At 46.5% G+C, this 12,671-nt stretch carries 17 protein-coding genes and 1 pseudogene; 10 read left to right on the top strand and 8 right to left on the bottom strand.

Features of this window, described 5'->3' with window-relative positions; translation table 11 throughout:
- From DSM465_RS0114295 to DSM465_RS18405, 6 genes and pseudogenes are all read left to right on the top strand, one after another.
- The gene (locus DSM465_RS0114295) at window positions 1-366 is read left to right on the top strand and encodes a rhodanese-like domain-containing protein (RefSeq protein ID WP_008880546.1); all 366 of its coding nucleotides are present in this window, start codon (window positions 1-3) and stop codon (window positions 364-366) included.
- Window positions 367-378: 12 nt separating this feature from the next.
- The gene (locus tag DSM465_RS0114290; protein ID WP_008880547.1) at window positions 379-675 is read left to right on the top strand and encodes a rhodanese-like domain-containing protein; all 297 of its coding nucleotides are present in this window, start codon (window positions 379-381) and stop codon (window positions 673-675) included.
- Window positions 676-698: 23 nt separating this feature from the next.
- A complete protein-coding gene (locus DSM465_RS0114285) occupies window positions 699-1,268 on the top strand; it encodes a sulfurtransferase TusA family protein (protein WP_008880548.1) in 570 nt (189 codons plus the stop codon).
- 49 nt (window positions 1,269-1,317) lie between these two features.
- Window positions 1,318-2,454: an MBL fold metallo-hydrolase gene (locus DSM465_RS0114280; RefSeq protein ID WP_029761631.1), complete on the top strand. Its 1,137-nt coding sequence runs from the start codon at window positions 1,318-1,320 to the stop codon at window positions 2,452-2,454.
- An 83-nt stretch (window positions 2,455-2,537) separates the two neighbouring features.
- Window positions 2,538-3,320, top strand: coding sequence for a sulfite exporter TauE/SafE family protein (locus DSM465_RS0114275; protein WP_008880550.1), 783 nt, complete (start codon window positions 2,538-2,540; stop codon window positions 3,318-3,320).
- 102 nt (window positions 3,321-3,422) lie between these two features.
- A pseudogene (locus DSM465_RS18405) lies at window positions 3,423-3,750 on the top strand (DUF302 domain-containing protein).
- A gap of 191 nt (window positions 3,751-3,941) precedes the next feature.
- Here the strand turns inward: DSM465_RS18405 and DSM465_RS0114265 are convergent.
- The 3 genes from DSM465_RS0114265 to DSM465_RS19955 all read right to left on the bottom strand — a co-directional run bounded on the left by DSM465_RS0114265 (window position 3,942) and on the right by DSM465_RS19955 (window position 5,697).
- Entirely contained in the window at window positions 3,942-5,060 is a 1,119-nt protein-coding gene (locus DSM465_RS0114265) for a fatty acid desaturase family protein (RefSeq protein ID WP_029761630.1), read from the bottom strand.
- A gap of 227 nt (window positions 5,061-5,287) precedes the next feature.
- The gene (locus tag DSM465_RS19960; RefSeq protein ID WP_223812875.1) at window positions 5,288-5,491 is read right to left on the bottom strand and encodes an EamA family transporter; all 204 of its coding nucleotides are present in this window, start codon (window positions 5,489-5,491) and stop codon (window positions 5,288-5,290) included.
- A 56-nt stretch (window positions 5,492-5,547) separates the two neighbouring features.
- Window positions 5,548-5,697, bottom strand: coding sequence for a hypothetical protein (locus DSM465_RS19955; RefSeq protein ID WP_230459214.1), 150 nt, complete (start codon window positions 5,695-5,697; stop codon window positions 5,548-5,550).
- A gap of 187 nt (window positions 5,698-5,884) precedes the next feature.
- Here DSM465_RS19955 and DSM465_RS0114250 point away from each other — a divergent pair, with 187 nt between their 5' ends.
- Window positions 5,885-6,733, top strand: a complete 849-nt coding sequence (locus tag DSM465_RS0114250; RefSeq protein ID WP_008880555.1) for a Cof-type HAD-IIB family hydrolase — start codon at window positions 5,885-5,887, stop codon at window positions 6,731-6,733.
- Between the two features lie 458 nt (window positions 6,734-7,191).
- A complete protein-coding gene (locus DSM465_RS19445) occupies window positions 7,192-7,359 on the top strand; it encodes a hypothetical protein (RefSeq protein WP_155121015.1) in 168 nt (55 codons plus the stop codon).
- 470 nt (window positions 7,360-7,829) lie between these two features.
- On the opposite strand, the gene lepB is transcribed toward DSM465_RS19445, so the two are convergent.
- The 4 genes from lepB to DSM465_RS0114230 form a co-directional block, all read right to left on the bottom strand.
- A complete protein-coding gene (gene lepB / locus DSM465_RS0114240; RefSeq protein WP_011887614.1) occupies window positions 7,830-8,387 on the bottom strand; it encodes a signal peptidase I in 558 nt (185 codons plus the stop codon).
- A gap of 133 nt (window positions 8,388-8,520) precedes the next feature.
- Entirely contained in the window at window positions 8,521-8,787 is a 267-nt protein-coding gene (locus DSM465_RS19330) for a hypothetical protein (RefSeq protein ID WP_152524573.1), read from the bottom strand.
- 238 nt (window positions 8,788-9,025) lie between these two features.
- Window positions 9,026-9,310: a hypothetical protein gene (locus DSM465_RS0114235; RefSeq protein WP_223812873.1), complete on the bottom strand. Its 285-nt coding sequence runs from the start codon at window positions 9,308-9,310 to the stop codon at window positions 9,026-9,028.
- Between the two features lie 140 nt (window positions 9,311-9,450).
- On the bottom strand, window positions 9,451-9,858 hold the full coding sequence (locus DSM465_RS0114230; RefSeq protein ID WP_011887613.1) for a hypothetical protein: 408 nt from the start codon (window positions 9,856-9,858) through the stop codon (window positions 9,451-9,453).
- Window positions 9,859-10,620: 762 nt separating this feature from the next.
- On the opposite strand from DSM465_RS0114230, the gene DSM465_RS0114225 reads away from it, so the two are divergent.
- On the top strand, window positions 10,621-11,055 hold the full coding sequence (locus tag DSM465_RS0114225) for a hypothetical protein (protein WP_029761628.1): 435 nt from the start codon (window positions 10,621-10,623) through the stop codon (window positions 11,053-11,055).
- Window positions 11,056-11,530: 475 nt separating this feature from the next.
- On the opposite strand, the gene DSM465_RS0114220 is transcribed toward DSM465_RS0114225, so the two are convergent.
- Complete coding sequence (locus DSM465_RS0114220; RefSeq protein ID WP_029761627.1) at window positions 11,531-12,001, bottom strand: hypothetical protein; 471 nt, start codon at window positions 11,999-12,001, stop codon at window positions 11,531-11,533.
- Window positions 12,002-12,282: 281 nt separating this feature from the next.
- Between DSM465_RS0114220 and DSM465_RS0114215 the strand changes: the two genes are divergently transcribed.
- Window positions 12,283-12,654 carry a hypothetical protein gene (locus DSM465_RS0114215; RefSeq protein WP_223812872.1) on the top strand — a complete coding sequence of 124 codons (372 nt, stop codon included), beginning with the start codon at window positions 12,283-12,285 and terminating at the stop codon, window positions 12,652-12,654.
- The last annotated feature ends 17 nt before the right edge of the window (window positions 12,655-12,671 follow it).

Raw genomic sequence — 12,671 nt, 5'->3', positions numbered from 1 at the left:
ATGGTACAAACAGTGATCAACATTATCCTGTTCGCTTTGCTTGCTTGGTTTCTCGCTAGTCGTTTCATTCCCCCGAAAGGAGTGCAGATGATCACAACGGCGGAGTTAAAGCGGCGATTGAAACAATCTGGTGTGCAATATATTGACGTGCGCACTCCGATGGAGTTTCGTTCTTTCCACTTGCCGGGCTTTCGCAACATCCCGCTGCACGAATTGGCTGCACGCGCTCGCGAACTATCGAAAGAAAAAGAAGTGGTGGTCATTTGCCAAAGCGGGATGCGAAGCCAAAAAGCAAGCAAATGGTTAAAGAAAATGGGATTTCAGCATGTGACGAACGTCAAAGGCGGCTTAAACGCCTGGCAGTAGAGGAGGATGACGATGAAAACCATTACGCCGAAAGAGGTGGAAGAACGGCTTCGTGCCGGAGAGTCACTTCGGATCATTGACGTGCGCGAGCCGGATGAAGTGGCCGCAGGAAAAATTCCGGGAGCGGTCAACATTCCGCTCGGTTTGATTGAGTTCCGCATGCATGAATTGGATAAAAAGAAAGAATACATTCTTGTCTGTCGTTCCGGCGGCCGAAGCGGTCGTGCGGGAGAGTTTCTTGACAGCCGTGGTTACCGCGTCGTCAACATGACAGGAGGCATGCTGGCCTGGGAAGGGCCTGTCGAATAAACCATAGGGAGGAAATCAGTCAAATGATCAAAGTGGATATGATTGTCGATGCGAAAGGACTGTCCTGTCCGATGCCGATTGTCCGCACGAAAAAGGCCATCGGTGAGCTGCAGTCAGGCCAAGTACTGGAAGTGCAGGCGACGGATAAGGGGTCCAAGGCCGATATGAAAGCGTGGGCGGAAAGCACAGGACATCAATATTTAGGGACGATTGAAGAAGATGGGGTGTTGAAACATTATATTCGCAAGTCAGCGGAACATGAAACACGTAACGAAGTGACATTCCCTCATGTCGTATCGAATGAACAACTGCAAGAAAAATTTCACGATCCGGATTCGTTCGTCTTGGATGTCCGTGAACCGGCGGAGTATGCGTTCGGCCATATTCCGGGGGCGGTTTCGATTCCGCTCGGGGATCTTGACAGCCGAATGGCAGAGCTTCCGAAAGACAAAACGATTTATGTCGTATGCCGCACAGGGACACGGAGCGATTTGGCCGCGCAAAAGCTGGCTGAAAACGGATTTGACCGTGTGCGGAACGTCATTCCAGGCATGTCGCAGTGGAATGGGCCGCTTGATTCCGCTCAATCATAATTGAGCGGCCTTTTTTAACAAACTAATATACACTAGGGGGTATATAAACATGATGAAAGAAATGACTGTGCAACAAATGACGGAAAAGGTGTTAAACAAAGAATCGTTGTTTATCTTGGATGTTCGCAATGAAAGTGATTTTCGCGATTGGAAAATCGAAGGGGAAAACTTCGCGTATTTGAACGTACCGTATTTTGAGTTGGTTGACGGAGTTGACTCCATTGTCGACCGTCTTCCGAAAGACCAAGACATCGTCGTCGTGTGCGCGAAGGGTGGATCGGCGGCATTTGTCGCTGAGCAGCTGGCAGAAGCCGGGTTTGACAACGTGTATACGCTCGCCGGCGGGATGCAGGCGTGGAGCGAGCATCTCCATCAAGCCAAGGTATACGAAGATGATCAATTAAAAATTTACCAATTCATTCGTGTCGGCAAAGGATGTCTGTCGTACATGGTCCTCTCCGGCGACGAAGCACTGGTTGTCGATCCACTCCGGTTCATTGATGTGTACGAACAAGTTGCCCAACAAGAAGGAGTAAAGATCACGCATATCGTGGACTCGCACTTGCATGCCGATCACTTATCCGGAGGCAAAGCGCTGGCCGAACGAACGGGAGCAGCATATTACTTGATGAAAAGCGAAGGGGCGGTGTTCGATTTTGAGCCGCTTGAGCAACATGAAACGATCGACTTTGAAAACGTCCATCTTGAAGTGCTGGCGGTGAAAACGCCGGGTCATACGCCAGGCAGCGTCTCGTTCTTCGTCAATGGCAAATGGTTGTTCTCAGGTGACACCATCTTTGTCGGTGGTCTCGGACGCCCGGACCTTGGCGGCAAAGTGGCCGAATGGGCGGAAGATTTGTATCACACCGTATATGAAAAAGTGGCGGCCATGGCTGATGATGTCATCGTCTTGCCGGCGCACTACGCGAACTTAGATGAAGAAATCAACGCGGAGGGGTATGTCGGTGATACGCTGGGCCGCATCCGTGCCCGCAATGAGATGATGCAAAACAAAGCGAAAGACGAATTCATCGATCTCGTCATCCAAGGCGCCAAGACGGAAACCCCGCCGAACTTTGAAGACATTGTTGCCATCAACCGCGGTCTCAAAACGGTGGATATCGAAACACAACGGGAGCTTGAGATCGGTCCGAACCGCTGCGCGCTGCATCATACTCATGCCTAATGGGCGGTTGCTTAGGTAGAGGGGGATGTGCTGAACAGATCCCCCTCGTTTTTCAATGAAGATTAGGAGAGGGGGCACGAAGGATGGACTTATCGCTCCAGTTGATCATTGTCATCTTTTTGATCGGCTTTATCGGCTCCTTTATTTCCGGTATGGTCGGTATTGGTGGATCCATTATTAAATATCCGATGCTTTTATACCTGCCGCCGTTGTTTGGGCTCGCAGCATTCAGCGCCCATGAAGTATCCGGTATTAGCGCCGTGCAAGTGTTTTTCGCGACGATCGGCGGCGTATGGGCGTACCGGAAGGGCGGCTACTTGAATAAATCGCTCATTTTGTATATGGGGGCAAGCATTTTAATTGGCAGTTTCGTCGGCGGCTATGGCTCGAAGCTAATGAGTGAAGGAGCGATGAACGTTGTCTACGGCGTGCTGGCGGCGTTGGCAGCGATCATGATGTTTGTGCCGAAAAAAGGGATCGATGACATTCCGCTCGACCAAGTGACATTCAACAAATGGCTGGCGGCCGTCTTGGCGTTCCTCATTGGCGTTGGATCCGGCATCGTCGGGGCGGCGGGGGCATTTTTGCTTGTGCCGATTATGCTCGTCGTCTTGAAAATCCCGACTCGAATGACGATCGCTACTTCTTTGGCGGTGACGTTCATTTCCTCGATCGGCTCGACGTTTGGGAAAATCACCACGGGCCAAGTCGATTACATTCCAGCGCTCGTTATGGTTGCCGCAAGTTTGCTTGCCTCACCGCTCGGGGCGAAAACCGGACAAAAGATGAATACGAAAGTGTTACAAGTGATCTTGGCGGTATTGGTTTTGGCGACAGCGGTGAACATATGGGTGGATATTTTGTGATCGAAGTTGCTGATGCCACCGGGGATGTAGAATTGCGAGAGGGGCGATGGCAATGGAAAGGACAGAAAGGAAAGCCGACGATGTTCCATTATACCATCGGGCATGGCAGAAACGATTCAATGTTTGAAACAAGAAGGTATAGCCGTTCAACATCACCGAGACGCGGCAAGAAAAAGGACTTGATTTTTCTACGCCGATGGTCATTTTAGAAGTGTGCAATCCGCAAGAAGCGGCGCGGGTGTTAAGTGAAAATCTCTTAGTCGGTTATTTTTTGCCGTGTAAAATCGTCGTCTATGTGGAAAACGGAGTGACAAAGATCGGCATGCCGAAACCGACGATGCTTGTCGGCATGGTCAGTGAACCGACGCTTGAAAAGTTGGCGGCTGATATCGAAAAGCGGTTGATCGCTTGCATCGACCGGTGCCGTTGATGAAGCGAGAAAGGGAAAACGATGGCTTCCCTCGGCAAATGAACGCCGTAATGGTGATATTGAACGAAGAGAAGGTGTCCCGTCTTTTGGGGGACACCTTCTTCTGTACAGATAGGCTTGAGCTTGCTGCCGATTTCTTTTGCAGCGAGACTCCTTGCAAGGGGAATTGAACCAAGGATGGCAGGGTGTGTTTACACTTTCCCCACTCCGGACGCTTTTTTCCATTCTTCCTGCCGCGTCGTTAGCAGTGCTTGAGCGTCTTGTTTCAACTCGCGGTGCACAATCTCGTTTGGGTCGAGTCCGTTGCCGAGGGTGCCGTACACATGACCTTGCTTCGGCTCGATGAGCTCGCTATGCTCGTAGTAGACGCGCGGCGTTTTCCAAAGCGCGGCCAACGCTTTTTTCATCGGCATTTCATGGTAGCGGTCCGGCCACATTTGTTTGATATGTTTTTTCACGAGTGGATAATACTTCGAGCTCATCGCCGGAAAAAGATGATGCTCGGTATGATACGAGAAATTGAAGTGGAGAACGTCCACCCACTTCGGTACGGTGACGGATAAGCTGTTCGCCAACGGATCGTTGACCGGCACTAACGGATTGAGACGGTGATTGGTCGAGATGTAGCCCATGACGATCATGTTGGCGATCAGCAGCGGAAGTAAAAACGCGAACCACCACTTTTCCCAGCCGATCAGCCATAGCAACCCAAGCCAAGTCATCCACGGCAAGAAAAATTGAAGCAGGACAACGGCGCGGTTTTTCCAACGAAAATCTCGGAAAAAGGAAAACAACATCCGAATCGAGTGAACGGTAAACATTACCGACAAGGAGCTGAACGCGAAAAAGGCGCGGATCGGGAATGGAATGCGGTATACCCAGCGCAACAGACGGCTTTTCGCCAATTGTTCCATACTTGGCCAAGCGTCGGGGTCTTTTTCTTCATGTTGGGTATGCACATGGTGGGTGGCGTTATGCCATTTTCGCCATAGCTTCGGCCCGGTGCAGAGCGGCCAAAAGGCGATCGCCCCGAGCAGATCGCGCAACCACGGCGTTTTGACGACCGTGCCGTGCAATATTTCATGGCCTAAAAATCCTAATGCGGCAAAACTGAAACCGAGCACAACAGAAATGAGGAGGTTCCATATTGGATGAAGAGACAGAAGTGACACAGCGAGGATGCCGCCAGTAACCAATAAGAAATAAGCCAAACCTCCAAACAAACGGGACTTCACAGGTTGAAACGCTTTTTTCGGCAAATGCGGGGCCATTTTCGCCGCATACCAACCGAACGGGTGAAAATCATTCATTTATGAGTCTCCTTCCAAACTACTCTTCACGTGACACGCTGTGGTGAAAATCTGCCCGCGTTTTCGCCACGCGAAGATTGAATGAGGTGATCAAAAAAGCGGCTTTCGATCCCTCAATAAAATGGAAGGATCCAGGAAGCTTTTCGTCGTTATAAATTTAATTATACCACTTTTTGGTTTGTTTTGTCTATAAGGGAATAAAAAATGTAGTTGGGGAATCGGGCTAGCTACAACATCATAAACAACGTCCCCGCGGTGATGAGCAGCCCCCCGATCACGACTTTTGCTGACATCGCTTTGCCGAGAAACATGGCAAACAAAATCGTCAACACTAAGCTTGACTTGTCGATGGCCGAGACACGGGACACATCACTGATTTGGATCGCTTTGTAAAAACAAAGCCATGATAATCCCATTGCTACTCCAGACAATCATAAAAACCACCAGCTCTTGGTGGAAATGGCTTTGATGCCGTGATGAGCGCCTGTCATCCAAATGATGCCCCAGCAAGCACAAGTACGACCGCGGTGCGAATGGCAGTTGCCAAGTTCGAATTGGCGTTTTCGATACCGATTTTCGCCAGCACCGATGTCAGCGTAGCAAATACCGCCGCTAGCAAGGCATAAACGATCCACATACACATCCCTTCGCTCTCATTGAGAATCTTTCTCATCTGTTATACTATGAAAAGCCGAAAGATTTCACGTTTTTTCCATCGTTTTGTTATAATAGGGGAGCGGTCAAGAGGACGGTTGGAGCGGAAAGCAAGCTGCTATGGTTTGCGGGCAGCGACAGAGAATAGCGAAAGAGAGAGGGATGAATGGATGCTGATTGCTTTAGATATGGACGGAACGCTATTAAACGGGGAAGGAAAAATTAGCGAGCAAAACCGCAAGGCGATCATGGCTGCGCAAGCACAAGGTCATCTCGTCGCTGTCGTCACCGGACGGGCGCGCAAAGATGCGCTCGCCCCGCTTCGCGAGGCGGGGCTCGTCTGTCCGATTGCCAGCTTAAACGGAGCGATCGTGACGCTTGAAGACGGTACCGTCATCAGCCAAGCGCCGCTTGAGCGAACGGTGATCCGTCATGCGCTGGATTGGGTGCGTGAACAGTCTGATTTGTATTGCGAGACGTACGTAGGTGATGAGGTGTACGTCGGCTTGCACAACCGCGCCCAATGGGAGGCGCTCGCTTTGGAGAAGACCGAGGTGGCGCCAGAGGTGAAATGGATTGTGATGAAACAGTTTCAACAGGCGCGGGTGACGTACGTCGATGACATCCGCACGGTGTGGGACGACCCGAAGCGGGTGATCTATAAGCTGCTGATTTTCTCCCTTGACCGCGAACGTCTGCGCGATGCGGCGTCCCACTTTGACCCGCTGCCGGGCGTGACGGTCACGTCATCGCATCCGCACAACATTGAGGTGAACAACGAACGGGCGACGAAAGGGGAAGCGCTCAAGCAGCTTGCCTCCCATTACGGCATCGATTTGCGCGATACGGTCGTCTTTGGCGACAGCCATAACGACTTGTCAATGTTTGAGGTCGCGGGATGTCGTGTCGCCATGGCCAACGCCGCCCCGGAACTGAAATCCACATGCGACTTCGTCACCCTCTCCCATGAGGAAGACGGCGTAGCGGCAGGGCTCGAGCAAGTGCTTGTGCGGCGGTGAATGGTCATCGGCTGCCCGGTTTGCACACCCCAAAATGGCCGGAAAAACGGCAGGGGTGTGCAAGCCTCTTTTTCTTTCGTTTATCGAAATATTTCGTTGATTGATCAATGGTTTGGACGATTGACGATTTTGGTCAGTCGCGCAAGTTAACATAACCACATTTTATTTTTTGAGGGGGTGAAAGGGGTGTGCAAAATGGCCCCTTGCCGCCTTAGAAAATCAATGGTAAAATGAAGGAGCTGTTGAAAGAGATAGGCCTCGTTTAGAGGATTGAAACACATCCAATCCACAAGGCTGTATAATTCGGACGCCAGTTGAAAGAGAAAGGCCTCGCTAGGGGATTGGAACATCGTCTTCTTGACAGAGAACGAACAAAGTCCTTAGCATGCTCTGAAAGAAGCGGGCCTCGCTCAGAAGACTTGCAGCTCCTTCCTTCTTCTTTGGGGAAGGGTGTTTTTATGGTGAAAAACGATATGCTGCGTTGGGAGAAAATGAATGAGTTCGTCTGGACGATGGCGTTTGTAATTTTTGGACAATCAAAGTGTGACAAGCATCGTTCAGGCGTGTGTTTCTTACTTTCCTGCCAGCCAATGCTGGCGGAATTTTTTATGGAAAGGCTTAAATAGGATTGTTGATATTTAATTTTTGGGAACGTACATTCTGTGATGCGGTGATCATTATAGAATTTAAAATGCGTTGATTGGACAAACATCACATTTGCCAAATGGTTTATATTGGGGCGTCTGTACAAACCAGTTTGATGAGCAATGGAAAATTGCTACTTGGACAATCAGTTCAAGAGAAGTTATGGAAAAATAATGTGAGTTCGAAGCATTAAGAAGGCAACTGGATGATAATAAATAGAAAGAACATATTCGTGTTAAAAAATCTTTTGCATCGCCATTCTACATATCGCAAAGTTTTCTGTAGTGTAGATATTTACCGAACTGGTGCTTGAGGAAAATTATATTGTTACAAAAAAAGAACTTCCAGTAATCGGAAGTTTTTTTATTCATGATCAACATTGGACTGTAACAGACCCTAAAATCACTTTATTGGGTAATTTTGGGAAAGACACAAGATCTTTTTGACCGGCTTATTTCATTATTTGGATACGGTTAAAAGGCCAACAAATGATGTTTGCCTCGCCAACAACATCATCCATTGGAATGGCCCCAATATGACGACTGTCCTTGCTGTTTCTTCTATTATCCCCCATGACAAATAAATAGCCTTCAGGAACAGTGCTTCTACCGATTGGAGTGTCCTTTAGAGTAAACGACTCCGTAAGGGGGAGACCAGATTTGTTTTGCTTTTTGTATTCATCTAGATAAGGTTCTTTATAAGCTTTCCCATTTATATATAAAGTATCATTTTTATACTCAATGCGATCCCCGGGTAACCCAATGATGCGTTTTATGTAATCCTTTTTGTCTTTTGTATGGAATACAATAATATCAAACCTTTCCGGTTTTACAAAAGAATATTTGATTTTGTTTACAATCATACGATCTTGGTCGTGTAGTGTAGGCATCATGGATTGTCCTTCTACCACAAACGGTGCAAATAGGAAGTACCGAACAGAAGAAGCTAATAAAATGGCAATAATGATTGTCTTCATCCATCCCCAAAACTCACTTTTCTTTTTCCCCATTATGTTCACCCTTAACTCTTGGATCAAAAAAACACCCACAATCCTTGAGTTGACTAGGCTTATGGGTGCTTAGTTTGCCTAGTGACTGTCAAACTGGGGGATAATAACTTATAGCTAACTTGTTGTTTCTTAATTATTTTGTAAACTCTGGTACGATGACTGTCGAAGAAGAACTAGCAGAAATATGTAATCCTGAAGGCGGCGTGACGGACTTTTCAACTGATGCTCCAAACGTTTGAGGAGCCAATTCTTGAATGGGGCTGCTTTGGTCATACGATTCCGTTGGGCTCGAAATTGATACCGATACCTGACCTTGTATGACTGGTGGTTCCATATGATCCGTATATCCGAAGAAAGAGGATAAAAATGGGAAGATCAAAAGTGCTCCCGTTCCCTTCATCAATATCCCTCCTCAGTTCATATCCATCATATTCCAAACACGATTATGATTATTGCAAAAAGAGCAGAGATCAATCTTTGACCTCATTGTCCATGTTTCATGCAAAACAAAACTGTCCATTTTCTCACGGCATCTGACTTCAGAAACTCTGCTTTTCATGGAGTGGCTTGCATGGTAGGCTGGTTGCCTACCATGCAAGCAGAGGCTCTATGCCCCCTGATCAGGGAAAGGGGACATGTTATTTCAGGAGTCCGCCAAGCAGACCGCCTAATCCATTCGTCAGAGATTGAACGGACGAAGCCAAGCCATAGCTGCCGCTAGTGGACGCGGAGGCAGACAGACCGTTCGGACCGCTGAGGCTCGCATTGGTGTTGTATGTACCACCAAGAACGCCTCCAACAAGACCGGTTACGCCATTTTGATTATTCGTATACGTGGAACCAGCTTGAATCTCAAAGTTCGGGCCAGTGGCACTCACGACACTGCCGCTCGATACATTGGTCTCTCCGACTAAACTATTCACGGCTCCCAGTACGTCGCCAAGACCTGCTGCGGAAGCTGGCGCTGCATTTCCCGCTACGAAACTACCCGCCAGTAACATCGCCGAAATGCCAACCGTTTTGACCAACTTTTTCATGATCATTCCCCTTCCTTTTCAGAATGTTATTTTAATGATTGACCTAGACTGTTCAATAACCCGCCAATCGATTGAACGGAAGAGGCAAGCCCCCAGCTGCCGCTTGCCGATGTGCTGGCGGAATACCCGGCATACGATACCGAAGCGGAAGTTCCGCTCGTTCCCCCTAACACTCCACCGCTGAGCAATCCGGTTAATCCCGATTGTTCAGTCGAGTTCACTGCTTGTGCTGTGACCGTGACTCCATCCACCTTCAAACTAGCGCCACTTTGCACCTCCACTTTCGTGCTGCCTATTAATTGGTTGACCGCTCCAAGAACGCTGCCGAGTCCACCATCCGGAGCATTCGATGGTTGCTCTGCAGCAAAAGCGGAGCCCATCCCTCCCATGAGGATGGCTGTGGATAAGCCAGCGGATAAAATGAGTTTCTTCATGTTTCCTACCACCTTTCTGATAGATTGGTTGAAGAAGCACCGAAAACATCATATCACCATACGTCAAAATTTTCCATAGGAAAAAGGATATTTTACTATTTAACCAAAATATTTACATAAATAGGATAATAATGTAAACAAGTTAATATTATTGCAAATATGTTTTTTGTCGATCAAACCTTTTAGCAAAGCCTAGGAAGAGCCGATATTTCTTCACTCAGTAAGCGGTGTACCGGTGCTTTCGTCTCTTTTTAGTTCGGGTCCCTGCGGCGATGGAATAGCCAGCTGACAGTCGGAAAGGCTCAGTGACGGTAAAACCAGCTGCCAAATCTTTTGTCTTTCGGCTCGATCCAGCCTGTCAAATAGCTGAAAGGATTCAGTCAAAGGGAGATCCATTTCGTCCGTTTGGCATGGAGAAACACAAAAAACGTATAGCTAAATAATCAAGGGTTTCAGCAAAAACGTTCTTTGCCCCTTGACGGCTTGGCCGGTCTGCTTACTTTCTGGTCGGAAAGGTTCAGGGATTCTGCCGACCAAAAAGGGGAATCGGCTTGCGCTGTTTTACGACTCGGAAGGCAAAAGGGCGAAAAAATAAAAAGCCCTGGGGTTCATCCTAGAGCTTCTGACTGATCTGTTCTCTTGAGCCATTTGCAAAATGGGCTTATTTTTAAATAAATTAAAATTAGGGAAAATATTGAAATAAATACAAAATAAGTATATATTGATATTGAATCATCATCATATCGTCGAGGAGGGTTTCATATGCTCAAAAAGCTGGTGGCATTCCTTGCAGTCTTTGTGATGGCATTTGGTGTTTTCTTCACTTCGCAGGCGTATGCCTACACTCAATTTGGTCCGGCTTCTTGGAGGACAGAGGATGGCAAATATGAACTGACACTGAAGACCACCAGTACGGATAATGATGTGACCGTGGTAATCTGGGATCTCTATCGGGTGAGCTACAGTACAGGCAAGGCCGTCCCTTATTGGACTGAAGAATTGAAAGTACGGCTTTGCAATGCAAGCACGGGGAACTGCACGTCATTCAAGAATCTGACGGATCCTTTGGGGCATTCCGCATTTGGGGCCGATTTTACGAATATGAAACCGGGCACTTTCTATGTTGACATCCGTGACCCTGATCCCGGTTACTATTACAAAGGTCTAATCAGAGCGACTGTACAGAATGTTTACTGATGGATTACAAAAATAGATGGCTGATGAGGGCATTTGGCCCTCTTTTTTATAGTTTTGTAGTGAACCTGTGAGCGATACTTCACAAAAGGAGAAAGGGGGGAGGTCTCCTAAATTTTTCGGTCCCCCTTTAAAAAACAGCTTCTCAGATTGGCGTATAACACGTCTTCAACCACAAAGTATTTTATATTCGGGAGAGGAAAGCGTCTCTGTAGGACATTTATAGCTTTTTACAACGTATACCCCGTTGTTCAATCAAAATGTTGCTATCGTTTTTCCTCGATCATTGCTTCTGTCACTCTAATGTTAGACAAAAATAAAAAGACCAGATTGCTCTGGTCTTTACAGCTTATTGACTTTGATGAGAATATGAAATCATCCTTTTTGAAATAAGTCAGAAATAGTTGTTTACTATAGAAAAAAAGATGGCTTTTAGTCGGTTTATCTACGTACCTCTAAAAAATGAATATACATGTTTTTAGTTGCAGTCGAGCCAGCAATCATCAGGGTTCCAACTATACGTCTTTGCAGCGACCTTACCTTTAAAATAGTAATTTGCCCAACTATCACGTATATCCACGTAAAATGTTCCAGCTTTCATATTCGTGAAGATGGCACTACTATTACCTTCCCAAAATGATTTAAAGGCTGTACAGTTTCCGGTAGAAGCATTACAAAGTCGGACAGATAAAGGACTAGTATCACCATTCATAGAAGTAACGGCACCCGAGTTACGATTTACTCGATAAAGATCATAGACCCAGATGGTTACATTCTTTTCTACCGAAGTGGTTCGGATGGTCAATTCGTATTTCCCATCCTCAGTCGCAAACGAAGCTGGTCCAAAGTCAGTATAGGAAGCAGCATAGGTATTGGGATTTCCCAAAACGAAGACAAGGGCTCCTGCTGTGATGAGAGCGACAATTCCCTTCTTCAATCTCTTAATCAACTAAATCCCTCCAATCAATCATTTTATTACCATGTTAAATTTTATTCAAAATTAACTGAAATGTAAATAAATTATTTTGTATTTATATTTTGTTAAATAGTTGAGTTTGAGTTTTTGTTCATTTAAATGAAACAGCCTACAAATGCACCAAGACAACCTTCTACTTAATGAAACCGATCTGGAAAATAATTAAAAAAAATGGTAGTAAAGTCTGTTTCCATTTTTGTGAACATCATTATATTTAAGGGTAGAAAATAACTTGGAGAAAGGGGATATGTTTTATGAAAAAGATACTCCTCTTTTCCTTGATCGTTTTGTTTTCCTTGATGAGTTTCCATCCGGATGTTTATGCTGCAACTCTTAAAGATAAAAGTACCATTATTTTTGATGGTGCTCCTGATGGTAAAGTCTATACAACTAGAAAAGTAAAAGTTCCTAAAGGTGGGTATCTAGGGGTATATGGCTATAATAACAATTCTGATCTAGGACATACTTGGTTATATTTTAGAGTTTATAGAGATGACGGAAAAGACGTTACTAATCAATTTTGGCGAAAAGACCCTGTTTGGGGGTATTTTCTCAATGAAGAAGAAATAGTAAATAAACGAGTTGGCCCAATTAACGAAGAACATAGTTATTACCCGTGGTGCTAGTTGAGTCTTAACGCTCA

This window comes from Geobacillus thermodenitrificans subsp. thermodenitrificans DSM 465, assembly GCF_000496575.1.
In the GTDB taxonomy this organism is placed as follows: domain Bacteria; phylum Bacillota; class Bacilli; order Bacillales; family Anoxybacillaceae; genus Geobacillus; species Geobacillus thermodenitrificans.
Note: the sequence above shows the minus strand (reverse complement) of the source record. Positions and strands in the feature narration are given on the sequence as shown.

What these genes read in the sequence shown, in the direction of transcription:
- DSM465_RS0114295 (WP_008880546.1), top strand. Translation starts at nt 1, where the DNA reads ATGGTACAAACAGTGATCAACATTATCCTGTTCGCTTTGCTTGCTTGG.
- DSM465_RS0114290 (WP_008880547.1), top strand. Translation starts at nt 379, where the DNA reads ATGAAAACCATTACGCCGAAAGAGGTGGAAGAACGGCTTCGTGCCGGA.
- DSM465_RS0114285 (WP_008880548.1), top strand. Translation starts at nt 699, where the DNA reads ATGATCAAAGTGGATATGATTGTCGATGCGAAAGGACTGTCCTGTCCG.
- DSM465_RS0114280 (WP_029761631.1), top strand. Translation starts at nt 1,318, where the DNA reads ATGATGAAAGAAATGACTGTGCAACAAATGACGGAAAAGGTGTTAAAC.
- DSM465_RS0114275 (WP_008880550.1), top strand. Translation starts at nt 2,538, where the DNA reads ATGGACTTATCGCTCCAGTTGATCATTGTCATCTTTTTGATCGGCTTT.
- DSM465_RS0114265 (WP_029761630.1), bottom strand. Translation starts at nt 5,060, where the DNA reads ATGAATGATTTTCACCCGTTCGGTTGGTATGCGGCGAAAATGGCCCCG.
- DSM465_RS19955 (WP_230459214.1), bottom strand. Translation starts at nt 5,697, where the DNA reads ATGTGGATCGTTTATGCCTTGCTAGCGGCGGTATTTGCTACGCTGACA.
- DSM465_RS0114250 (WP_008880555.1), top strand. Translation starts at nt 5,885, where the DNA reads ATGCTGATTGCTTTAGATATGGACGGAACGCTATTAAACGGGGAAGGA.
- DSM465_RS19445 (WP_155121015.1), top strand. Translation starts at nt 7,192, where the DNA reads ATGGTGAAAAACGATATGCTGCGTTGGGAGAAAATGAATGAGTTCGTC.
- lepB (WP_011887614.1), bottom strand. Translation starts at nt 8,387, where the DNA reads ATGGGGAAAAAGAAAAGTGAGTTTTGGGGATGGATGAAGACAATCATT.
- DSM465_RS19330 (WP_152524573.1), bottom strand. Translation starts at nt 8,787, where the DNA reads ATGAAGGGAACGGGAGCACTTTTGATCTTCCCATTTTTATCCTCTTTC.
- DSM465_RS0114230 (WP_011887613.1), bottom strand. Translation starts at nt 9,858, where the DNA reads ATGAAGAAACTCATTTTATCCGCTGGCTTATCCACAGCCATCCTCATG.
- DSM465_RS0114225 (WP_029761628.1), top strand. Translation starts at nt 10,621, where the DNA reads ATGCTCAAAAAGCTGGTGGCATTCCTTGCAGTCTTTGTGATGGCATTT.
- DSM465_RS0114215 (WP_223812872.1), top strand. Translation starts at nt 12,283, where the DNA reads ATGAAAAAGATACTCCTCTTTTCCTTGATCGTTTTGTTTTCCTTGATG.